Raw genomic sequence first — 22,314 nt, 5'->3', positions numbered from 1 at the left:
GCCGGGGGCCGGTTCGCGCGCGGGGCGCCGCCCCGTGGTGCGGGTCTGTCTCATGCCGCGACCTCCTGGGCGGTGACACCCGCCACGACCGCGAGCAGCGCGGCGTGGTCGACGACGCCCAGGCAGCGTCCGCCCTCGACGACCCGGACCGGGGCGCCGGAGCGGGCGACCGCCTCGATCGCCTCGGAGACCGTCGCGCCGGGGGCGACCGCGGGGCCGTGCTCGGCCTCGGCCCGGCCGTCCGCGGGGCGCATGGCCGTGCGGACGGTCATGACCTGCTCGCGCGGCACGTCGCGGACGAAGTCCCGTACGTAGTCGTCGGCGGGTGAGCCGACGATCTCCTCGGGGGTGCCGAGCTGGACGATGCGCCCGTCCCGCATCAGGGCGATCCGGTCGCCGAGGCGCAGCGCCTCGTTCAGGTCGTGGGTGATGAAGACCATGGTGCGGCCCTCCTCGCGGTGCAGGCGGATCACCTCCTCCTGCATGTCGCGGCGGATCAGCGGGTCGAGCGCGCTGAACGGCTCGTCGAAGAGCAGCACCTCGGGGTCGACGGCGAGGGCCCGGGCGAGGCCGACGCGCTGCTGCTGGCCGCCGGAGAGCTGGCCGGGGCGGCGCTCCTCCAGACCGCCGAGGCCGACCTTGGCGACGACCTCGGCGGCCCTGGCGCGCCGCTCGGTCCTGCCCACGCCCTGGATCTCCAGCCCGTAGGCGACGTTGTCGAGGACGGTGCGGTGCGGCAGCAGACCGAAGTGCTGGAAGACCATGGCGGCGCGGTGCCGGCGCAGTTCGCGCAGCCGGGCCTTGTCCATCGAGAGCACGTCCTCGCCGTCGATGGCGATGGAGCCCGAGGTGGGCTCGATCAGCCGGGTCAGCGTGCGCACCAGGGTGGACTTGCCGGAACCGGAGAGGCCCATGACGACGAAGACCTCCCCCTTGCGGACGTCGAAGCCGACATCCCGCACGGCGGCCGTGCAGCCGGTGCGCTCGCGCAGTTCGGTGGGGCTCAGCGCGGCGAGTTCGGCCGAGGCGGGCACGCGGTCGGCCTTGGGGCCGAACACCTTCCACAGGTCGCGCACCGCGAACACGGGCGGTTCCGGGTGCCCGGTGCCGTCGTCACCCGCCGGGGCGGCGGCCTTGGTCCCGGCCGTGGTCCCGGCCTTGGCCCCGGCCTTGGCCTCGGACTTGGTCCCGGCGCCGGTCGTCTCCATGGTGTCGCCGTTCATCGCGCCTCGTCTCCCGTCGGCCTGAGCAGATCCGCACACTTCTCGCCGACCATCAGCACCCCGATCATCGGGTTGACCGCCGGCATGGTCGGGAAGACGGACGCGTCGGCGATCCGGATCCCGTCGAGTCCCCTGATCCTCAGTTCCGGGTCGACCACGGCCAGTTCGTCGGCGGAGGAGCCCATGCGGCAGGTTCCGGCCGGGTGGTACACGGTGTGGGCGACCTTGCGCGCGTACTCGCTCAGCTCCTCGTCGCCGGTGACGTCCGGTCCCGGGCAGACCTCCCGCTTGAGCCATCCGGCCAGCGGTTCGGACCGCGCGATCTGCCGGGCGAGCCGGATGCCGTCGACGAGGGTCCGGCCGTCGTAGTCGTCCTCGTCGGTGAAGTAGCGGAAGTCCAGAGCGGGCTTGGTCTCCGGGTCCGCGCTGGTCAGGTAGAGGCGGCCGCGGCTGCGCGGCTTGGGGATGTTCGGCGTCATCGACACGCCGTGCGGGGGCCGTTCGTAGCCCAGCCGCTCCGGATTGTCGGTGAACGGGATCTGGTAGAAGTGGAACATCAGGTCGGGGCCGCGCTCGGTGTCGTCGCGGCGCACGAACAGACCGGCGTCCGAGTCCATCGCCGAGTTCTCCGGAATCGGCCCGTGGGTCTCCCACACGATCACCGACTCGGGATGGTCGAGCAGGTTCTCCCCGACGCCCGGCAGGTCGTGGGCCACGGGGATGCCGAGGGCCTCCAGATCGGCCCTGGGCCCGATGCCGGAGTGCATCAGCAGCCGCGGGGTGTCCACGGCCCCGGCGCAGACGACCACCTCGCGGCGGGCCCGGAGCAGCCGCTCCCCGCCGTCCTCGGTGCGGACGTGGACCCCGCGGGCCCGGGTGCCGTCCAGCTCCAGCCGGTACGCCCAGGTCTCCAGCAGCAGGGTGAGGTTGGCCCGGTCGTCCATCACCGGATGGAGGTAGGCCACCGACGCCGACGAGCGCTTGTTGTTCTCGGGGTGGTACGCGAGGTCGAAGAAGCCGGCGCCCTCGTGGAAGGGCTTCCTGTTGAAGCCCTCGACCCGCGGCACGCCGAGCGCCGCCTGGGCGGCCTCCACGAAGTCCCGCGCGATGGCGTTGCGGTCGGCCTCGTCGACCGGGACAACGTTGTTCAGCAGCCTGCCGAAGTACGGGTCCATCGCGGCGGCGTCCCAGCCGTCGGCGCCCGCCTCGGCCCATTCGTCCCAGTCGGACGGCAGCGGCCTGAAGGCGATGAGGGTGTTGTGCGAGGAGCAACCGCCGAGCACCCGGGCGCGGCTGTGCCGGATGTGGGAGTTGCCGCGCGGCTGTTCGGTGGTGGGGTAGTCGTAGTCGAGTTCCCCGCCGAGGAGGCCCATCCAGCGGCGCAGGGTGAGGACGTCCTCGCGGTCCACGTCGCTCGGGCCGCCCTCGATGACGGCCACGGTGACGTCCGGGTCCTCCGTCAGACGGGAGGCGATCACCGATCCGGCGGTGCCGCCCCCGACGACGACGTAGTCGTACTCGTGCTCGTGCTCGTGCTTGTACTCGTGCTCGGTCATGGTGGTGGTTGCTCCTGCTCCCCGTGATCAGCCCGCGAACCAGCGCACGGGGCGCGGGGCGAGGTTCTGATAGATGTGCTTGGTCTCGCGGTACTCGGCCAGCCCGGCGGGGCCGAGTTCCCGGCCGATGCCGGACCTGCCGAAGCCGCCCCACTCCGCCTGAGGCAGGTACGGGTGGAAGTCGTTGATCCAGACGGTGCCGTGGCGCAGCCGTGCCGCGACCCGCCGGGCCCGTCCGGGGTCGCCGCTCCAGACGCCGCCCGCGAGCCCGTACTCGGTGTCGTTGGCGAGCGCGACGGCCTCGTCCTCGGTACGGAAGGTCTCGACGGTGAGCACCGGGCCGAAGACCTCCTCGCGCACCACGCGCATGGTGCGGTCGCACCGGTCGAGGACGGTCGGCCGGTAGAAGTAGCCGGGCCCGTCGGGCCGCTTGCCGCCGGCGCGCAGCACCGCGCCCTCGGCGAGCGCGGAGGCCACGTAGTCCTCGGTCTTCGCCAGCTGCCGCGCGGAGACGAGCGGTCCGCACTCGACGCCGTCGGCCGATCCGGGGCCGAGCCGGATCAGCTCGGCCCGGCGGGCGAGTTCGGCGACGAAGCGCTCGCGGAGGGACTCCTCGACGATGAGGCGGGAGCCGGCGGAGCAGACCTGGCCGCTGTGGATGAACGCCGCGTTCAGTGCCTGGTCGACGGCGGTGTCGAAGCTCTCGTCGTCGGTGCAGGCGTCGGCGAACACCACGTTGGGGTTCTTGCCGCCGAGTTCGAGGGCGACCTTCTTGACCGTGTCGGCGGCGGCCCGCATGACCTTGGTGCCGCTGGCGAGCCCGCCGGTGAAGGAGACGAGGTCGACGTCGGGGTGGTCCGCCAGTCGGGCCCCGACCGGGTCACCGGGGCCGGTGACGAGGTTGGCGACGCCGTCCGGGAGTCCGGCCTCCGACAGGAGGCGGATCAGCGCGACGGTGCTGAGCGGGGTGATCTCGCTCGGCTTGACGACGAAGGTGTTCCCGGCCGCCAGGGCCGGGGCGATCTTCCAGCTGGCCTGCAACAGCGGGTAGTTCCACGGGGTGATCAGACCGCACACGCCCACCGGTTCGTGCACGACCACGCTGTGGATGTCGGGGGAGCCGGCGTCCACCACGCGGCCGTTCTCGTTGACGACGAGGTCGGCGAAGTAGCGGAAGGCGTCGGCGACGCAGTCGACGTCGACACGGCCCTCCTCCACGGTCTTTCCGGCGTCGCGGCTCTCCAGGCGCCCGAGTTCCTCGCGGTCACGCTCCAGCAGCCCGGCGACGCGGCGCAGCAGCGCCGCCCGCTCGGCCACCGGCGTGCGGGGCCAGTCCCCCCGGTCGAACGCCTCGCGTGCGGCGGCGATCGCGGCGTCGGTGTCCTCGGCCCCGCCTTCGGCCACGACGGCGAAGGGCGTGGCGTCAGCGGGGTCGAGGATCTCGCGCGTGGCCCCGGAGACGGCTTTGCGCCATTCTCCGGCCACGTGGATGGTCAGTTGTGCCGACACGTCGCGTTTCGCCTTCCGTTCCCGTTATGTCTCTCACCAGTAAGGACTGGCGAGCGGGTCGCCTGCCCCGGGGATCGGAAAGCATGCGCGACGGATGGCCGGAAGTAACGCGTGTCACTCCGCGGGGAGAGGAGGGAGTCGCGTAGCGACTCGTCACGGAAGGTGAGCCGGTGGCGCCCCGGACGGCATCGCGCCGGGACGGCGCACGACGGACCGCAGGCCGTCGCCGAGCACTCTTGACTTCCACCGAATCGGGAGGAAACTGGGCATTACACCAGAAAACCGCAGAGAGCCGCGCCCCGTCGGAGGAGACGTCCTGCCGAAGGGCGTGACCCCCTCGGCTCTGGCCAGGCCCCCGGCGAGAAGTGCGAGGACCAGCGCGACCGGCGACGACCGGCGCGTGGGAATCCGCCCGGATCACCGGGGACTGTCGTGTTCCGGCACATATCGCGCTCCGGCACGTCGTGTTCCGGTATCCCCTGCCGAGCCCTCCAACCCGAGCCCGCCGAGCCCCGCGGTCCGCAGCCCGCAGCCCGTCGAGCCTTTCCCGCTCGAGCCCGTCGAGCCCGTCGAGCCTTTGGCATCCGCCGAGCCCGCCGACCGGACGCGGCATCCGCGCACCGCGGCGCCCCTGCCCGGCCACGTCCCGTCCCTTGCCGCGCCGTCCCTTCCCTTCCCCTTGCCGTGCCGCGCCGTGCCGCGCCCGAGGAAAGGCCGGAGTGAAACGCCTGTGGGGCGCCGCACGTTCGTGCGGCGCCCCACAGGCGTTGACCGGTGCCGGCCGTCAGATCAGGCCGAGGCCGCGGACCGCTTCGCGCTCCTCCTCGAGTTCCTTCACCGACGCGTCGATGCGGGTGCGGGAGAACTCGTTGACGTCCAGGCCCTGGACGATCTCGTACGTGCCGTCCTTGCAGGTGACCGGGAAGGAGGAGATCAGCCCCTCCGCGACGCCGTAGGAGCCGTCCGACGGGATGCCCATGGAGGTCCAGTCGCCCTCGGCGGTGCCGTTGACCCAGGTGTGGACGTGGTCGATGGCCGCGTTCGCGGCGGATGCGGCCGAGGAGGCACCGCGGGCCTCGATGATCGCGGCACCGCGCTTGGCGACGGTCGGGATGAAGGTGTCGGCGAGCCAGGCCTGGTCGTCGATGACCTCCGCGGCGTTCTTGCCCGCGATCTCCGCGTGGAAGACGTCCGGGTACTGGGTCGCGGAGTGGTTGCCCCAGATGGTGAGGCGCCTGATCTCGGAGACCGGGACACCGGTCCTGGCGGCCAGCTGCGACAGCGCGCGGTTGTGGTCGAGGCGGGTCATCGCGGTGAAGCGCTCCGCCGGTACGTCCGGGGCGGCGGCCTGCGCGATGAGCGCGTTGGTGTTGGCGGGGTTGCCCACGACGAGAACCTTGACGTCGTCCGCCGCGTGGTCGTTGATGGCCTTGCCCTGCGGCTTGAAGATGCCGCCGTTGGCCTCCAGCAGGTCACCGCGCTCCATGCCCTTGGTACGCGGGCGGGCGCCGACGAGCAGTGCCACGTTGGCACCGTCGAAGGCGGTGTTCGGGTCGTCGGTGATGTCGATGCCCCGGAGCAGCGGGAAGGCGCAGTCGTCGAGTTCCATGGCGGTGCCCTCGGCGGCCTTCAAACCCTGCGGGATCTCGAGGAGGCGCAGCCTGACCGGCACGTCCGCGCCGAGCAGTTGGCCCGAGGCGATGCGGAAGAGCAGCGCGTAGCCGATCTGGCCGGCGGCGCCGGTGACGGTGACATTCACGGGAGTGCGGGTCATGGCGATCTCCGTAAGACAGCTGGCGGTGGGGGTCCCTGCCCCTGGTGCTGGACATCTCCACCGTAGTGATCGGCACCACCCCGATCGGCGCGATGCACGCGATCGGCGCCCACCCAGCCGGGCCGGCACGGGCCGACACGGGTCGGTACCGGTCGGTACCGGTCGCACGGACCGCGGTGACCGCGGTGGATGATCGCGGTGATCGATCTCTCGACGTGAAGAGATATCCAGCGGTCAGGCTATCCGACCCGGGCCCCCCGGAACCCCCGGAACCCTGTGGTGCGGCTCACTGGAGCGCGCTACTGCTCCGTCGTGCACCCCTCGTCCCCCGTCATCAGCGTGGCGCACGCCTTCGCCTCGGACTCGGCGGCCACGGCGACCATCGGGGTGTAGGCGTCCTTGTCCGCGTTGACGAGTCCGTCCCCGCTCTCGCCACCGGCGCTGATCCGCACCTTGTCACCCGGTGTCGCCTGGGTGATCCGCGCCCACGCGGCCCCGCACGTACTGCTGTAGCGCACCTCGACGAGGGCGGTGCCGACGGTCGTCCTGGAGGCGGTCGTGGCGAACTGTCCGCCGCACCCCATGCTCTCCGGGTCCTGGCCCGTGCAGTCGGGGCCGAAGCACTTCACCCCCACGGGCAGCGCCGGCTCGCTGGTCTCGGGCGCCGCGGAGGGCGACTTGGCGACGTCGGCCCCCGGCTCGTCGCCGGCCCCGCCGAGGTCGGTCAGCAGCACCGCGGCCGCGATCACCAGCAGCGCGCCGACGAGCCCCGCCACGAACACCGCCGCCCTGCCCCGTCCCCGCCCCCGGCCAGGGCCGCCGGACGGGGCACCGGCGTGCGGGGTGTCCGACCGGCGCCCGGCGGCCCGTCCCGACCCGCTGCTCGGCTGGGTGGGCACCCGAGGCCGCTCGCGCGGGCCATCCCCGCCCGGCAGGGCGGTGGTCAGCCCGGCGCCGCGGCCGGACGGGGCGGCCGGCCCGTTCGGGCCGGACTCACCCAGAGCGGCCCGCGCCTGGGATATCCGTATGGCCTCCATCGTCATGTCGTGGCGCATCTCGGCGCGGCTCCAGGCGCGCTCGGCCAGCTCCCACATGGTGGTGAGGTGGATCGGGTTGGTGCCGGTGACCTCGGCCAGGGCGACGATCGCGCCCTTGGGCGCGAGGAGCCGTCCGTTCAGAAAGCGCTCCCACGACGTCTTGCTGTATCCGGTGCGGTCCGAGAGCGCGGCGATGCTCAGCCCGCTGCGGTCGACGAGCCTGCGCAACTGGCCCGCGAACTCCCTGACCTGCGGATCGAGTTCTTCCGGTAGCGCCTTCCAACGAGGCATTGCCTCCCCCTTGTCCCCCGAAATACGTGCCTGATGTGCCCCGCGCCGTGGTGCCCCCCGCCACGCCTACGGGTCCGCGTCCTGTGGACTACCCGGAGGGATGCGCGAAGCCAGGATGACAGTTCCTGGCTCCGGGGCGCACGGGGGCATTCGGGACGATGCCGTAACCCGCTGTGCGCCGCCGTTCCGAAAGCCGGCCTCAGTCTCGCATCCGCTGCCCGGCGATCACACCATGGCGGAACGGTCACTTCCGTGCCACAGACACCGAAATTCCCTTGTGACTGTTTGGCACGTGCATGACCCTGAATCGGGCGGCGGTGTCCGTCCTCCTCGGGGGAGGGGACGGCCGCCGTCACCCGCACGCCCGCCGGCCGCCGAGCCCGTGCTCGGTGATATCGAGGTCGGGGTGCCCGTCACCCGCGCGCCCACCGGCCGCCGCCTCGCGCCCGCCGGCCGGCGCCTCATACGCGGCGGTCGGCGTCACCGCGCACCAGGCACCCGCGCACCAGGCACCCGGGCGGGCGCGGACGAGCGGCCGGTGCGGACCGGCGGCCCTGGGCCGGCCGCCATGGGCCGGAGCGGGCTGCGCGCAGCGGTCGCGCGGGCAGGGCGGAGACGTCTCCGCACCCACCGGGAGGTGCGGGACCCGCGCACTCGGACCGGGCCGGTGCGCCCGGGTGCCCTATCGCACGGTGAAGCGCACCGCCTCCTCGAGAAACGGGACCTCCAGCCACGGCCTCGGCTGGACCATCAGGGCGAGCAGCACGATGACGGTGCCGAGCACGCCGTAGGTGACCATGTCGGTGAAGCGCGAGCGCACCGCCAGCATGCCCACGGACGGCAGCATCCGGCGCAGCGCCGCTCCGGTGAGCAGGGCGGAGCCCACGAGCATCGTGCCGATCCTGAAGGCCTGCTCGAACGGGTCCGCACCGACGATCAGCAGACCGAGGGTCGCGAGCCCGAGCACCGTCAACAGCGGCCACTGACGTGCGGGAGCAGGCGCGTCACCGGGCGCTGCGCGTCCGCCGCCCTCGGGGCGCGCGGTGTCGCGGGTGACGGTGGGCGGGCGCCGCGACCGGCCGGCGGCCCTCTCCCGCACGCCTCCCGGGTCTCCTGCGGACCCCGGGCGGGAACCGCTCGGCGGTTCCGGCTCACCGGCTGCATCCACCGCGCCGCCGGATGCGGCCGCCCGTTCCCCGCCGCTCGCCGGTCCGTTCGCCCCGGCACGCCCCCCGGCACTCGCCGGGCCGTTGGACGCCGTACGGTTCTCGCCGTCCGCCGAGCGGTTCGACGCCGTACGGTCCCCGGTACGGGCGGAGCGGGCCGGGCCGCCTCCGTCACGCCGGGCGGGCCCCGCGCCGTTCCGCGCCGCGGTTTCGGCGGGCGCCTCGGGCCGGGCCCCGTCCGTCTTCATCGTGCGGTCCTCCGTGCGGTCGGCGCCGCTTGCCGAGGGGGCGGTACCGGCTGTGCCCGGAGCACCCGACGGCACGTCCCGCGGGCCCCGGACCGTACCGTCCGTCCTGGCCGTACCGTCCGTCCTGGCCGTACCGTCCGTCCTGGCCGTACCGTCCGTCCTGGCCGTACCGTCCGTCTTGGCCGTCCTAGCCGTCTTAGCCGTACGGGCCGGTCGGGCCGGTCGGGCCGGTCGGCGGCCGGCAGCGGAGTCGGCGTGGTCGCCGGAAGAGGGGGAGTCCATGGATCTCAGTCCGCGGCCGCCTGCTCGGCCGCCTCGACGACGTTGACGAGGAGCATGGCGCGGGTCATCGGACCGACCCCGCCCGGGTTGGGCGAGAGCCAGCCGGCGACCTGCGCGACATCCGGGTGGACGTCGCCGACGATCTTCCCGTTGCCGTCGCGGCTGACGCCGACGTCCAGCACGGCCGCCCCCGGCCTGACGTCCTCGGGACGGACCAGATGCCCCGAGCCCGCCGCGGCCACGATGATGTCGGCCTGGCGAAGATGCGAGGAGAGGTCCCGCGTCCCCGTATGGCACTGGGTGACCGTGGAGTTCTCGGAGCGGCGGGTGAGCATCAGCGGCAGCGAGCGACCGATGGTGGTGCCCCGGCCCACCACGACCACATGTGCGCCGTTCAGCTCCACCTCGTACCGGCGCAGCAACCGGATCACGCCGTTCGGTGTGCACGGCAGCGGTGCGGGCTCGTTGAGCACGAGGCGGCCCAGGTTCGTCGGGTGCAGGCCGTCCGCGTCCTTCACCGGGTCGATCAGCTCCAGCACCCGGTTCTCGTCGATGCCCTTCGGCAGCGGCAGCTGCACGATGTAGCCGGTGCACTCCGGGTTCTCGTTCAGTTCGCGGACGACCGCCTCGATCTCCTCCTGAGTGGCGGTCTCCGGCAGTTCGCGCTGGATGGAGCCGATGCCCACCTCCGCGCAGTCCCGGTGCTTGCCGGCCACGTACTTGCGGCTGCCGACGTCGTCGCCGACCAGGACGGTCCCGAGGCCGGGCCTGATTCCCCTCGCCTTGAGCGCCGCCACCCGGGCGGCCAGTTCGGACTTGATCTCGGCCGCGGTGGCCTTGCCATCGAGAATCTGGGCGGTCATGCCCCCATCCTCGCGGATGACCCCGCCCCGGTTCCAATCAGGTTCGCTCGGGGCGGCCGGGCGCCGCCCGCGTGCCGGCGCGGGCGGCGGCGGCACGGCGCGGGCGGCAGCCGCACGGCGCGGACCGGCGTCCGTGGCACCGGCGCCGTACGGGGCACCAGCACGGTACGGGGCACCGGCGCCGTACGGGGCCCCGCCACGGTACGGGCCGGCGGAGTTCGCACCGGCCATGCCCGGATCCTCCCGGCATGCCGCCGCGTGGCTCGCCCGGCGGTACACAAGGTTGCACTCGCACAACACGTTCGCATTTCGACTGGACAAGAAGTCGATGGCAACACCACGATTAACCCCGCAGTGTCGCGGCAGTGTCGGGGGGCAGACCGCTTGGTTGGCTGTGACGTTCCTCCGGTCAGGCCCGCGTCGTCCCCGCAGAACCCCGACGGAGGAAACCCGCCATGAGCTTCGGCGACCCGAACAACCCGTACGGCCAGCAGCAGGGCCGGCCGGACTACGGCTACCCGCAGGGCAAGCACCAGCCGCCCCAGCCCGGTTACGGCTATCCCCAGGCCCCGCCCGTCCACCCCTACGGAGCCGGCTACCCCGGTGCGCTGATGACGGAGATGCCGGGAGGCGTGAAGGCCGCGCGCGTGATGCTCTTCGTCATCGGCGGCCTCCAGGTGCTCGGCGCCGGTTTCGCCGCGCTCACCGCCGTGGGCATCAGCGCGGCCAAGAGCGACCCCACACTGCGGGACGACATCCAGTTCCAGGAGATCGCCGACTGGTCGGCCGGCGGACTCTGGTTCGTGACACTGCTCATACTCGGCTGGGGTGCGTTCGCGATCGTTCTCGGCGCCAAGTTCGGCAACGGCGGCAACGGCATCCGGATCGCCGCCCTGGTCTTCGGCGTCATCACGGCGGTCCTCGGGATCTACCCCTTCGTCCTCGTCGGCCTCGTCCACACGGTGCTCGCCGTCCTCGTCGCCGTGTTCGTCGGCAAGGCCGACGGAGCAGCGTGGTTCAACCGCCCGCGGTACTGAGATTCGTTCGTCCCCGAAGGTGGTACTGAGGCCCGTTCGCCCAGCCGCCGACTCCAGGCCGTGACGCTCGCTCGACCGCGGGCGCCACGGCCTTTCCCTTTCGCGCACCCGGCCCCGCGGCGCGGTGGCACGGTGGCGCGGTGGCGCGGTGGCGCGGTGGCGCGGTGGCGCGGTGGCACGGTGGCGCGGTGGCGTCCTTCGGCAGGGCGCGCACCCGGCGGGGCGCCCGGCACCCCGCGCGGCACAAGCAGCGGCCGCAGCCCCCTCCGCCGGGAGGGGCGGGGACACGAGCACCGCACCACGGACGGGACCGGACACCCCGGGACCGGACCCCCGGAACCGGACACCCCGGGACCGGACCCCCGAGACCGGACACCCCGGGACCGGACACTCCGGGACCGGTGTCAGTGGAAGAAGTGACGCGTACCCGTGAAGTACATCGTCACGCCGGCCTTGCGTGCCGCCTCGACGACCTGCTCGTCTCGGACCGAACCACCGGGCTGGACCACGGCCTTGACGCCGGCCGCGGTCAGGATCTCCAGCCCGTCGGGGAACGGGAAGAACGCGTCGGACGCCGCGTAGGCCCCGGCCGCCCGGTCCTCACCGGCCCGCTCGACCGCGAGCCTCGCGGAGTCGACCCGGTTGACCTGGCCCATGCCGACGCCCACGCTCGCCCCGCCCTTGGCGAGGAGGATCGCGTTGGACTTGACGGCCCGGCAGGCCCGCCAGGCGAAGGCGAGTTCGGCGAGTTCGTCCGCCGGGAGCGGCTCACCGGTGGCGAGGGTCCAGCCGGCCGGGTCGTCGCCCTCGGCCTGGAGGCGGTCGGCGGCCTGGAGCAGTGCTCCGCCGTCGATCGGCTTGATCTCCCAGCGCTCTGACGGGGCGTCGGGGCAGCGCAGCACACGGATGTTCTTCTTGCGGGCCAGTACCTCGACGGCGCCGTCCTCGTAGTCCGGGGCCACGATGACCTCGGTGAAGATCTCGGCGACCTGCTCGGCCATCGCCACCGACACCGGGCGGTTGACCGCGATCACCCCGCCGAACGCCGACAGCGGATCGCAGGCGTGGGCCTTGCGGTGCGCCTCGGCGACATCGGCTCCGACCGCGATGCCGCACGGGTTGGCGTGCTTGACGACGGCCACGCACGGCTCACCGTGGTCGTACGCGGCACGGCGGGCCGCCTCCGTGTCGGTGTAGTTGTTGAACGACATCTCCTTGCCGTGCAGCTGCTCGGCCTGGGCGAGCCCGCCCCCCTGCTCGGCGGCGTAGAGAGCGGCGTCCTGGTGCGGGTTCTCGCCGTAGCGCAGGACCTTCGAGCGGTGGTAGACGGCGCCCAGGAAGTCGGGGAGCGCGCCTGCGGCCGAACCGCTGCCGGACGCCGTGCCGGCCGGGGCGTACGAGGAGGCGAACCAGGTCGCGACGGCCACGTCGTACGCGGCCGTGTGCTGGAACGCCTCGGCGGCGAGGCGCCTGCGCGCGGCGAGGTCGAAGCCGCCCGCCGTGACCGCGGTGAGTACGTCGGCGTAGCGTGCCGGGCTGGTGACGACCGCGACCGAGGGGTGGTTCTTGGCGGCCGCGCGGACCATCGACGGGCCGCCGATGTCGATCTGCTCGACACACTCGTCGGGGCTCGCCCCCGAGGCCACCGTCTCCCGGAACGGGTACAGGTTCACGACCACCAGGTCGAACGGCTCCACGCCCAGCTCCGCGAGCTGCTCGCGGTGCGCGTCGAGGCGGAGGTCGGCGAGGATCCCGGCGTGCACGCGCGGGTGCAGCGTCTTGACGCGGCCGTCGAGGCACTCGGGGAAGCCGGTCAGCTCCTCCACACCGGTCACCGGGACGCCCGCCGCGGCGATCCTCCCCGCGGTGGAACCGGTGGAGACGAGCTCGACGCCGGCCTCGTGGAGCCCTCGGGCGAGCTCCTCCAGCCCCGTCTTGTCGTAGACACTGACCAACGCGCGACGGATGGGCTTATTCACCGACATGAACCTTTCGTCCCTCAATGCGGTAGCCGTTGCGGGCCAGACGCCCCACGACCTCGACGAGCAACTGGCGCTCGACTTCCTTGATGCGCTCGTGAAGAGCGGATTCGTCGTCCTCACCGCGGACCGCGACCACGCCCTGGGCGATGATCGGTCCGGTGTCGACGCCGTCGTCGACGAAGTGGACGGTGCAGCCGGTGACCTTCACCCCGTACGCGAGCGCGTCGCGCACACCGTGGGCACCGGGAAAACTGGGCAGCAGGGCGGGGTGCGTGTTCACGAACCGGCCGCCGAAGCGGGCGAGGAAGTCCCTGCCGACGATCTTCATGAAGCCGGCCGAGACGACGAGGTCCGGCTCGTACGCGGCCGCGGCCCCGGCCAGCGCGCGGTCCCACTCCTCGCGGGTCGGATGGTCCTTGACCCTGCACACGAAGGTGGGAATCCCGGCGGCCCGGGCCCGCTCGAGACCGGCGATGCCGTCCCGGTCCGCGCCCACGGCGACGATCCGGGCGCCGAAGCCCTCGGGATCGCCGCCGATGGCGTCGAGCAGCGCCTGGAGATTGGTGCCGGATCCGGAGACCAGGACGACGAGGCGGGCGGCAGCCACGGGGGACTCTTTTCGCGTTGCGGTTCCTGTTTGTATGGTCGTACGAATGAAATGAGTCCGGCGATGGGGGAACTCTACGAAGCCGTCGACCGTCGGCAACGATACCGGCACACCGAGCGGCCCCCGCGGGACGGGGGCCTGGCCGGGAGGTAGCGTCTGGGGGCAGGGCCCGTCCCCAGACGGAGTACCCGCGTACCGAGGTACAAGAGGGGAAGAAGTTCACCACCATGCCGGACCGTCGCCGCCGCACGGCACTCCGCCCCCCGCTCTCCGCCGAGCGGGGCTCCCTGCTGCTGCGGGAACGCCAGTCCGCGGAGCCCACGGAATCACCCAAGGACGGGAGCAATCCGTTCGCACCTCCGCCGGAGGGGTCACCGGACCGGCCGTGGCACCCGAGGCACGGGGCGGAGGACGACTCCTCGTCGGGCCGGGAAGGGCGCGGTCCGGATGACGACGGCGAGCGCGGCGAGGGACGTGGCTCCCGGGGCGGCAAGTGGAGCAGCCGCCAGCCCGGCCGTTCCCAGGGCGGCTTCGGCGGCCGGTCGGGCGGCGAGGGCGGAAGCGGCGGCGGCCAGGGCGGCCCGGAGAAGGGCCCCGGCCAGGGCACCGGCCTGCGCTGGGACCCGACGGACCCGGTGCAGCGCCGCGCCCGGTACGCACTGCTCGGCGGGATGTGGGCCTTCTTCTTCGCCCTCTTCGACTTCCCCGAGATCGCCCTGCTCCTCGGGGCACTGGCGATCTACTGGGGCGGCAGCTCACTGCGCGCCAAGTCCCGCCGCCCTGGACAGGGAGCGGCGGCGCCCCAGGCCACTCCGTCGCCGGGGGCCCCGGGACAGCCGGCCGGCCGGCCGCAGGTGACGGCCGCGGTGAGCGGACTGGTGATGGCCGTGGTCGCGCTCACGATCGTGGCGATGACGTTCACGATGCAGCTGGTCTACCGCGACTTCTACACCTGTGTGTCCGACTCGCTGACCAACGCCGGCCAGGTGTCCTGCAACAACCTGCTGCCGGAGCCGCTGCGCGGGGTCATCGGCGTCAAGGAGTAGCCGGGCGCCGGAGGGAAGGCAACCGCGCCGGCGGGAGCGGCAACCACACCGGTGGGACGGGGACACCCCCGGTCTGTGCGGATGTCACGGCCGACCGCCCGGCCCGGTCCGGTTTCCGCCGGTCCACCGGACATCGATCCAATCGATCCAATCGATCCGATCGATCCGATCGATCCACTGGAGATCCACCGGGCATCGATGCGGTCGGCAGGTCGACCGCATCGATGCCCGGTCGATCCCAGGCGCTCCGGTCCGGACAGGCCGGCACGGCCGCCCGCGCGGGAGGTGCGGACGCGGTCGCCCGTGGGCACCTGTCACAGTGCGTCGGGTTCCCGCAACGGTGCGGCGTCGCCGCCCGGGGGCGCGTCCTCAGCGCGTGGTTCCACGGGGGGTACGGAACGGTCGGGCCCCTGCGTCCGCGTGCCGGAGACACCCTGCCAGTCGCCGAGTCCGCTGCCGCCTACCGGGCCTACCGGGCCGGACGCAGGTGCCCGGAGTCCCGCTGGGTCACCGCCGGGACCGGGTACGGCTTCTACGGAGCTGCCCGCTCCGGGATCCGGTGCGGGCGCGGGCGCTCCCGACGCGGTTTCAGCCGGGGTCTCCGGGGCGGTGCCCGGGTGGCCAGGCGACGGAGCCGCCTCCCGGCCCGGCCCGGCGGATACCGCGCCCGGCCCTGCCAGTGCCCGGCCGGACTTCGCGAGGACGAGCGGAAGGTCGCCCGAGGCGCCCCCGTTGGTTCCGGGGCCTCCGACGGGCATCGCGAGCCGGGGAAACAGGCCCGCGTCCGGTTCCTTGGGCACGGCCGGGGACGGCTCGGGGACTGTCGCGGAGGTCGGACGGGGCGCGCGGATCGACCCACCGGGAATGGCCGGGCCGGTCGAGCCGCTTGATCCGGTCGGGCTGCTTGATCCGGTCGGGCCGCTCGATTCGGTGGGATCGCTTGATCCGATCAGGCCGCTTGATCCGGTCGGGCCGCTTGATCCGGTCGGGTCGGTGAGGCCGGTGAAGCCGTTCGGGCCGGCCTCGTCGTGGAAGACGTCGGCACCGGGCAGGAGGCCCGCCCCCGGCGGATCCAGCCCGGCTCCGGTCGGGGAAGCGGCTTCGCCGGGTGCCTCGGGAGTGGCCCGACCGGCCGGGTCCGGACGGGCGGAGTCCGGACCCGCCTGGCTCGCCGACGGGGACGACGCGACCGAGGAAGGCAAGACCGAGGACGACACGGCGGGTGACGACACGGCCGGTGACGGAGACGGGATCGCCGCCATCAGACCGCCCGACGCCTGCTTGATGGCCTCCCAGCGGGGGACCCTCAGCGGCCGGTCGGCGTCGCGGAAGCGCCAGACGCGGAGCGCCAGGGCCACCGGTACCCCCACCGCGCCCGTCCAGAGGAACGCTGCCGGGCCCGTGAGCCACCAGACGGGACCGAGGGCGGCCAGGGCGCCCGTACCGAGCGCCCCGCCGGACACCGCGGCCAGAAGGGACATCAGAGCCCCGCACACGACCGCCGCCAGCAGCGCGGTGAGCACGGTGGCACGGCGGCTCACCGGCGCCTCCCCGGCGGGCGCCCCGGCGGGCGTCCCCGTCGCCGGGACTGTCGCCGGGACAGTCGCGGCACGGGCCCCCGCAGCCCGTACAGCAGCCGGCTCCGGGGACTCCGCCCGCGGGGCCGTGCACCAGCCCAGCGCCAGTCCCGCCGCGACCGGCAGCACCGCCGTGGCAAGGCCCACCGGAGCCCCCGCGCGGTCGAGCGGTACCGCGGCGAGCAGCGGGAAGGGAGGCAGAGCCGGCGTCCCCGCGATTCCCAGCGGGGTGGCGGTCGCCCCGGCGCCGAGCACGAAACCCGGGCCCAGTCCGTACGAGGCCGCCCAGACCGCCGCGTTCGGCATCAGGGCCAGCAAGAGCAGCAGCAGCGCGAATCTGCCCTGCCAGTCATGCGCGAGTCGCGCGAACGCCTCCTGCGCAGCGTCCGCATGCCCCACCAGCGAGGCGCCGACGATCAGCGCTCCGCCGCCGAGCAGCACCGCGACCGCGAGCCCCGCGGCCCGCAACGCCACGATCGCCCAGGAGCGGGCCAGCGCGATCCGCACCCCCCGGGGGACCCACGGGGGCAGCGGCCCGACCCGGCGCCCGTACGCCGTCCACACCCCCACCCCGGCCATGAGCACCACCAGCGGAGGTACGTGCAGCAGCGCGCTGAGGGGTTCCGCGGCGAGTTCGCCGCCTCCGGAGTAGAGCACCGCACCGGCCGCCACAAGCAGATATCCGCAGCTCACCCCGATGAGTGCGGTGCTCGCTGACGGCTGCCGCCAGCCTTCCGCCGTCTCGACGGCATCGCGCGCCGCCCGGTACACCAGAAAGGCCGGCATCGCCGCGAGCAGCAGTGGCACGAGCCCGACGGGCGCGGGCGCCTCGGACAGGGTCTCGACTCTGATCAGCTCCGTCCCGTGGGCGAGCAGCCACAGGGCGGCCGCGGCGTGGAGTGCTCCCTCGGGCCCACTGTCCGGGTAGGGCGAGCTGATCCACATCACCGTCACGAGTGCGGCGATCGCACCGAGCCCGAGGCCCGCGGCGATCGCCCCGCGCATCAGGCCCGCCACCAACGCGGCTGCGGAAGGGCCACCCTGCACGGCCACGGAGCCGGGGCCGCGATCGGTCGTCTGGTTCACCCGGCCATGCTGCCAACGACACGCGCTTTATCCGCGTAACAGGAGATTGCTCGCTGTGTCGCTAAAAATACTCTTATGTACTTTTCGGCTCGCTACGCCCTCCCCGAGAGGTCTTCATGACGAAGAGCACCGCGGACAGCACCGAAGAGGCCGTTCCTCCGTTGCCACCGCCCAAGGAACGCCGCAGACTGCGCGAGGCCAAGGCGCTGTCCGAGGCCGAGCTGGCGGAGGTTCTGGGCGTCACCAAGGCGACGGTCAGGGCCTGGGAGACGGGCCGCGGTGATCCTCGCGGCCGCAAGCGCGAAGCGTACGCGAAGCTGCTCGCCGCATACGAGGCCGAGTCGTCGCCCCGGAAGCCCGGCACGGACGAGGACCACGGCGCGGATTCCTCGTACCAGCCCGGGCGGGCGGGCGGGGCCGAGCAGGCGGGCCGGACCGGGCACGCGGGCGAGACCGGGCACGCGGGCCGGAAGCCGTGGGGACGTCCCGCGCTCCCACCGGAGGGCCGACCCGGCGCCGTCCGGCGTCCCGGACGAGCGGAACCCGCCGGGAACGCGGCGACCGGCCCGGCGCCCGGGGGCACCGGCACCACCGCCACCGGGGCTCCCGTCGACAAAGGCCCCGCCCGGGCCGGGGAGCACACCGCCGGAGGCCCCACCGCGGACCCCGCCGCCACCGGAGGACCGGCCGAGAGCAGCGCCGGAAGCGCCGCGCCCGGTTACCGGCAGGCGGGTGCCCACCCGTCCGGGGCCCCCGTGCCGCCGCCTCCCCTGGAGCCCCCGCGTCCGTACCCCGGGACGGCTCTCGCCCGGGCCGCCGACGAGCAGTACGAAGGACCGCGCCAAGCCCGGTGCGGAACCCAGCGCGAAGGCGAACGCGGAGGCAAGGCCGGCGGCGGACGCAAAGGCAAGCGTGAGGAGTCGGCGGCAAGCGCCCGGCGCACGGGCCGGGAACAGCGCCATGGCCAGAGCCAGGGCCAGGGCCAAGAGCCGGAGCAGGGGCAGAGTCGAGGGCAGAAGCAGGAACAGAGCCGGGGACGGGAGCAGGAGCAGAGCCGAGGGCAGAAGCAGGAACAGAGCCGGGGACGGGAGCAGGGGCAGAGTCGAGGGCAGAAGCAGGAACAGAGCCGGGGACGGGAGCAGGAGCAGAGCCGGGGAAAGGCCGCCGGCCGAGTGCGCCCCGCTGAGTCGGCCGGAACCGCCCGCCCCACGCCGCCCTCCGGCACTTCGTGCCCCACCGGGCCGTCCCGCCCCGGTGGACCCCCGGAATCCGCCCCGCCCCCCGCCCGGGACCGGGCCGCGCTCACCGCGGAACAGGCGTTCGACGAGCTGTACGACCGCACCGCCCCCGGCCTCGCCCGCCAGACGCTGCTGCTCACCGGGCGGGAGTCACTCTCGCTTGAGGCCGTGGAACGCGCCTTCCACCTGGCCTGGCAGCGCTGGCCCGAGGTCGCCGTGGACCGCGATCCCGGCGGCTGGGCACGCGCGGCAGCCTACGACTACGCACTGTCGCCCTGGCACGGTCTGCGCCGCGCCCACCGCCGCCCGGACCCGGTCGCGTCGGCCCGTCCGGCCGCGGTCGCGTACCCCGGTGGGCGGACGCTCCGCGAAGCCCTGCTCGGGCTGCCGCCGTCGTACCGCCGCACGCTGCTGCTGTACGACGGCCTGGGCCTCGACCTCCCGGAGACCGCGGCCGAGACGGAGGCGAGCACACCGGCCGCCGCGAACCGGCTGCTGAACGCCCGCGCCGCGATGGCCGAGCAGATCCCCGAACTGGCCGAACCGGAGGCGCTCCAGCACGAGCTGAGCGATCTGGTGGAGAACCTGGCGACGCCGCGGCTCTCCCCGGCCCACTCCGTGCGCGGCGGCAGCGAGCGCCGTGCCGAGCTGTGGACGCGCGCCGCGATCGGACTCACCGTGCTGATCCTGGGAGCCGCCGCCGTCACCATGGCCGTCACCGAGGATCACTACGAACCGCCGCAGGCACCCGGTGAGCGGGTCGGCGGAGTGCCGCCGAGACACGGACCGGAGCCGTACTCCAAGGAGGACCACCGCCTTCGCGTCCAGCTCCGCTCCCACCCCGCCGCGGGCCCGGCCCGCCTCGTCCCACTGGCCCGCTGAGCCCGGACGCGGGCGTAAGCCCGAACGCGGGCGTAAGCCCGAACGTGGACGTAAGCCCGAACGTGGACGTAAGCCCGAACGTGGACGTAAGCCCGAACGTGGACGTAAGCCCGGACGCGGGCCCGGACGCGGACGTAAGCCCGGACGCAGACGTCACGCAGGCGGGACGCAGACGTCGAGTTCACGTCACGTGAGCCCGGGCGTCGGCGCAGGGGCTCCCGGGGTCGGCGGGGGATGCGACTGGGCCCGCACCCCGGAGATCCGGGGTGCGGGCCCAGTCGCACGCCTTCCCGCAGGGGCGGCCGTCGCGGCCGCTCCCCGACGGGATCAGCCGATCAGGATCTCCCGTGCCAGCTCGGCGGTCTCGGTCGGGGTCTTGCCGACCTTCACGCCCGCGGCCTCCAGGGCCTCCTTCTTGGCCTGAGCGGTGCCGGAGGAGCCGGAGACGATGGCGCCGGCGTGGCCCATGGTCTTGCCCTCCGGAGCGGTGAAGCCGGCGACATAGCCGACGACCGGCTTGGTGACGTTGGCCTTGATGAAGTCGGCGGCACGCTCCTCGGCGTCGCCGCCGATCTCGCCGATCATCACGATCAGGTCGGTGTCCGGGTCGGCCTCGAAGGCCGCCAGGGCGTCGATGTGGGTGGTGCCGATGATCGGGTCACCGCCGATGCCCACGCAGGAGCTGAAACCGATGTCGCGGAGCTCGTACATCATCTGGTAGGTCAGCGTGCCGGACTTGGACACGAGACCGATGCGGCCGGGCTTGGTGATGTCGGCGGGGATGATGCCGGCGTTGGACTGTCCGGGGGTGATCAGGCCCGGGCAGTTCGGGCCGATGATGCGGGTCTTGCCGCCCTTGGCCCCGGCGTGTGCCCAGAACTGCGCGGTGTCGTGGACCGCGACGCCCTCGGTGATCACGACGGCGAGACCGATCTCGGCGTCGATCGCCTCGATGACCGCGTCCTTGGTGAACTTCTCCGGCACGAAGATGACGGTGACGTCGGCGCCGGTCTGCTCGACCGCCTCCTTGACGGACCCGAAGACCGGGATCTCCGACCCGTCGAAGTCGACGGTGGTGCCCGCCTTGCGCGGGTTGACGCCACCGACGACGTTCGTGCCGGAGGCCAGCATGCGCCTGGTGTGCTTCTGGCCCTCGGAGCCGGTCATGCCCTGGACGATGACCTTGGATTCCTTGGTGAGGAAGATAGCCATGGTGTGGTGTCCCTCGTCCCTTACTTCGCAGCCAGCTCGGCGGCCTTGTCGGCCGCGCCGTCCATGGTGTCCACACGCTCGACGAGCGGGTGGTTGCGGTCCGCGAGGATCTGGCGACCCAGCTCCGCGTTGTTGCCGTCGAGACGCACGACCAGCGGCTTCGTCACGGCCTCGCCCTTGGCCTCGAGGAGTTCCAGGGCCTGCACGATGCCGTTGGCGACCGCGTCGCAAGCGGTGATGCCGCCGAAGACGTTGACGAAGACGGACTTCACGTCCGGGTCGCCGAGGATGATCTCCAGGCCGTTGGCCATGACCTCCGCGGAGGCGCCGCCGCCGATGTCGAGGAAGTTGGCGGGCTTGACGCCGCTGTGCTTCTCACCCGCGTAGGCGACGACGTCGAGGGTCGACATGACCAGGCCCGCGCCGTTGCCGATGATGCCGACCTCGCCGTCGAGCTTGACGTAGTTGAGGCCCTTGGCCTTGGCCGCGGCCTCGAGCGGGTTGGCCGAGGCCTTGTCCTCGAGCGCCTCGTGCTCCGGCTGGCGGAACTCGGCGTTGGCGTCCAGCGACACCTTGCCGTCCAGCGCGATGACGCGGCCGTCGGCGACCTTGGCGAGGGGGTTGACCTCGACGAGGAGGGCGTCCTCGGCGACGAAGGTCTTCCACAGGGTCACGAGGATCTCGGCGACCTGCTCGGCCACGTCGGCCGGGAACTGCGCGGCCTCGACGATCTCACGGGCCTTCGCGGCGGTGACGCCCTCGTTGGCGTCGACGGGGATCTTGGCGAGCTTCTCGGGGGTCGTCGCGGCGACCTCCTCGATGTCCATGCCGCCCGCGACCGAGGCCATGGCCAGGAAGGTGCGGTTGGCGCGGTCGAGCAGGTAGGAGACGTAGTACTCCTCGGCGATCTCGGGAGCCGTCTCGGCGATCATGACCTTGTGGACCGTGTGGCCCTTGATGTCCATGCCGAGGATGTCCGTCGCGCGGGCGACGGCCTCGTCCGGCGTGGCGGCCAGCTTGACACCGCCGGCCTTGCCGCGGCCGCCGACCTTCACCTGCGCCTTGACGACCGAACGGCCGCCCAGTCGCTCGGTCGCCTCGCGCGCCGCCTCAGGCGTGTCGATGACTTCACCGGCCAGCACCGGTACACCGTGCTTGGCGAAGAGGTCCCTCGCCTGGTACTCGAACAGGTCCACGCGCGTCCGTCCCTTTGCTTCTCATCGTCGCAGTAGTGATCCGCGGTTCGTTGTCTGCATGGGCGTGCCGCGAAGGGCAGCGTGACTGCGCGGTCACTGGGGAGGCGTACACGGTGTCCGGGCACGCGGCATGTCCGCCTTGCAGGTTATCCCCGTGGGCCGTGGCTCCCTAAATCACGGATCACAACCGGGCGGTGATACCTGTCACAGATCGCGCGCACCAGGGAACCCGGGGTTACGGGGCGGCCGCATGCCGGCACGGTCCGGCACCGAGGACCCACGGCGACCGGGCGTCCGCGCGGGCCCGGCCCTCCCGGCGGTCGTGCCCCGCGAAGTGGTGTAGGTGATCAAGTGCTCCACGTTCCGGTTCGAGGCCCATGGCGATCTCCGTGGGGACGGCAACCCACGAAGCGTCCCGCTGAAACGGGTTGAACATCCAATCCGGCCGAGTCACCGTCTCCGACCTGCGGCTTCCGCCGTCCTGATCCCCTACACCACCCGG

15 protein-coding genes are annotated in these 22,314 nt (G+C 73.1%); 3 read left to right on the top strand and 12 right to left on the bottom strand.

Going from position 1 to position 22,314, the window contains the following annotated elements:
- Positions 1 to 50: 50 nt before the first annotated feature.
- The 7 genes from DDQ41_RS21340 to DDQ41_RS21310 all read right to left on the bottom strand — a co-directional run bounded on the left by DDQ41_RS21340 (position 51) and on the right by DDQ41_RS21310 (position 9,949).
- A complete protein-coding gene (locus tag DDQ41_RS21340) occupies positions 51 to 1,223 on the bottom strand; it encodes a quaternary amine ABC transporter ATP-binding protein (protein WP_262508525.1) in 1,173 nt (390 codons plus the stop codon).
- Positions 1,220 to 2,779, bottom strand: a complete 1,560-nt coding sequence (locus DDQ41_RS21335) for a GMC family oxidoreductase (protein WP_109295916.1) — start codon at positions 2,777 to 2,779, stop codon at positions 1,220 to 1,222. The genes DDQ41_RS21340 and DDQ41_RS21335 overlap by 4 nt, the downstream gene beginning before the upstream one ends.
- A 27-nt stretch (positions 2,780 to 2,806) precedes the next feature.
- Complete coding sequence (locus tag DDQ41_RS21330; RefSeq protein ID WP_109295915.1) at positions 2,807 to 4,288, bottom strand: aldehyde dehydrogenase family protein; 1,482 nt, start codon at positions 4,286 to 4,288, stop codon at positions 2,807 to 2,809.
- A 784-nt stretch (positions 4,289 to 5,072) separates the two neighbouring features.
- Positions 5,073 to 6,062, bottom strand: a complete 990-nt coding sequence (locus tag DDQ41_RS21325) for a malate dehydrogenase (RefSeq protein WP_109295914.1) — start codon at positions 6,060 to 6,062, stop codon at positions 5,073 to 5,075.
- 299 nt (positions 6,063 to 6,361) lie between these two features.
- On the bottom strand, positions 6,362 to 7,390 hold the full coding sequence (locus DDQ41_RS21320) for an XRE family transcriptional regulator (RefSeq protein ID WP_109295913.1): 1,029 nt from the start codon (positions 7,388 to 7,390) through the stop codon (positions 6,362 to 6,364).
- Between the two features lie 682 nt (positions 7,391 to 8,072).
- Positions 8,073 to 8,489 (bottom strand): DUF3017 domain-containing protein, encoded by a 417-nt coding sequence (locus tag DDQ41_RS33075; RefSeq protein ID WP_373995438.1) that lies wholly within the window; start codon positions 8,487 to 8,489, stop codon positions 8,073 to 8,075.
- A gap of 602 nt (positions 8,490 to 9,091) precedes the next feature.
- Entirely contained in the window at positions 9,092 to 9,949 is an 858-nt protein-coding gene (locus DDQ41_RS21310; protein ID WP_109295911.1) for a bifunctional methylenetetrahydrofolate dehydrogenase/methenyltetrahydrofolate cyclohydrolase, read from the bottom strand.
- A gap of 455 nt (positions 9,950 to 10,404) precedes the next feature.
- On the opposite strand from DDQ41_RS21310, the gene DDQ41_RS21305 reads away from it, so the two are divergent.
- Positions 10,405 to 10,986 (top strand): hypothetical protein, encoded by a 582-nt coding sequence (locus DDQ41_RS21305; protein ID WP_109295910.1) that lies wholly within the window; start codon positions 10,405 to 10,407, stop codon positions 10,984 to 10,986.
- 404 nt (positions 10,987 to 11,390) lie between these two features.
- On the opposite strand, the gene purH is transcribed toward DDQ41_RS21305, so the two are convergent.
- Together purH and purN are read right to left on the bottom strand one after the other, a co-directional pair.
- On the bottom strand, positions 11,391 to 12,971 hold the full coding sequence (gene purH / locus DDQ41_RS21295) for a bifunctional phosphoribosylaminoimidazolecarboxamide formyltransferase/IMP cyclohydrolase (protein ID WP_109295908.1): 1,581 nt from the start codon (positions 12,969 to 12,971) through the stop codon (positions 11,391 to 11,393).
- Positions 12,958 to 13,575, bottom strand: a complete 618-nt coding sequence (purN, locus tag DDQ41_RS21290) for a phosphoribosylglycinamide formyltransferase (protein WP_109295907.1) — start codon at positions 13,573 to 13,575, stop codon at positions 12,958 to 12,960. The genes purH and purN overlap by 14 nt, the downstream gene beginning before the upstream one ends.
- 227 nt (positions 13,576 to 13,802) lie before the next feature.
- On the opposite strand from purN, the gene DDQ41_RS21285 reads away from it, so the two are divergent.
- A complete protein-coding gene (locus DDQ41_RS21285; RefSeq protein WP_109295906.1) occupies positions 13,803 to 14,621 on the top strand; it encodes a hypothetical protein in 819 nt (272 codons plus the stop codon).
- 314 nt (positions 14,622 to 14,935) lie between these two features.
- Here the strand turns inward: DDQ41_RS21285 and DDQ41_RS21280 are convergent, their stop codons facing one another.
- A complete protein-coding gene (locus tag DDQ41_RS21280; protein WP_109295905.1) occupies positions 14,936 to 17,284 on the bottom strand; it encodes a cell division protein PerM in 2,349 nt (782 codons plus the stop codon).
- 116 nt (positions 17,285 to 17,400) lie between these two features.
- Between DDQ41_RS21280 and DDQ41_RS33070 the strand changes: the two genes are divergently transcribed.
- Positions 17,401 to 19,404, top strand: coding sequence for a sigma factor-like helix-turn-helix DNA-binding protein (locus tag DDQ41_RS33070; protein ID WP_394342152.1), 2,004 nt, complete (start codon positions 17,401 to 17,403; stop codon positions 19,402 to 19,404).
- Positions 19,405 to 19,731: 327 nt separating this feature from the next.
- Here DDQ41_RS33070 and sucD read toward each other — a convergent pair whose 3' ends face one another.
- Complete coding sequence (gene sucD, locus DDQ41_RS21265; RefSeq protein WP_109295904.1) at positions 19,732 to 20,616, bottom strand: succinate--CoA ligase subunit alpha; 885 nt, start codon at positions 20,614 to 20,616, stop codon at positions 19,732 to 19,734.
- A gap of 20 nt (positions 20,617 to 20,636) precedes the next feature.
- A complete protein-coding gene (gene sucC, locus DDQ41_RS21260) occupies positions 20,637 to 21,812 on the bottom strand; it encodes an ADP-forming succinate--CoA ligase subunit beta (protein ID WP_109295903.1) in 1,176 nt (391 codons plus the stop codon).
- Positions 21,813 to 22,314: the final 502 nt, after the last annotated feature.

Source organism: Streptomyces spongiicola, assembly GCF_003122365.1.
Classification (GTDB): domain Bacteria; phylum Actinomycetota; class Actinomycetes; order Streptomycetales; family Streptomycetaceae; genus Streptomyces; species Streptomyces spongiicola.
The sequence above is the reverse complement of the archived record's forward strand: the minus strand, read 5'-3'. Positions and strand labels throughout refer to the sequence as shown.

Excerpts from the sequence above, each read along its gene's own strand:
- DDQ41_RS21340 (WP_262508525.1), bottom strand. The coding sequence starts at position 1,223 with ATGAACGGCGACACCATGGAGACGACCGGCGCCGGGACCAAGTCCGAG.
- DDQ41_RS21335 (WP_109295916.1), bottom strand. The coding sequence starts at position 2,779 with ATGACCGAGCACGAGTACAAGCACGAGCACGAGCACGAGTACGACTAC.
- DDQ41_RS21325 (WP_109295914.1), bottom strand. The coding sequence starts at position 6,062 with ATGACCCGCACTCCCGTGAATGTCACCGTCACCGGCGCCGCCGGCCAG.
- DDQ41_RS21320 (WP_109295913.1), bottom strand. The coding sequence starts at position 7,390 with ATGCCTCGTTGGAAGGCGCTACCGGAAGAACTCGATCCGCAGGTCAGG.
- DDQ41_RS21310 (WP_109295911.1), bottom strand. The coding sequence starts at position 9,949 with ATGACCGCCCAGATTCTCGATGGCAAGGCCACCGCGGCCGAGATCAAG.
- DDQ41_RS21305 (WP_109295910.1), top strand. The coding sequence starts at position 10,405 with ATGAGCTTCGGCGACCCGAACAACCCGTACGGCCAGCAGCAGGGCCGG.
- purH (WP_109295908.1), bottom strand. The coding sequence starts at position 12,971 with ATGTCGGTGAATAAGCCCATCCGTCGCGCGTTGGTCAGTGTCTACGAC.
- DDQ41_RS21285 (WP_109295906.1), top strand. The coding sequence starts at position 13,803 with ATGCCGGACCGTCGCCGCCGCACGGCACTCCGCCCCCCGCTCTCCGCC.
- DDQ41_RS33070 (WP_394342152.1), top strand. The coding sequence starts at position 17,401 with ATGACGAAGAGCACCGCGGACAGCACCGAAGAGGCCGTTCCTCCGTTG.
- sucD (WP_109295904.1), bottom strand. The coding sequence starts at position 20,616 with ATGGCTATCTTCCTCACCAAGGAATCCAAGGTCATCGTCCAGGGCATG.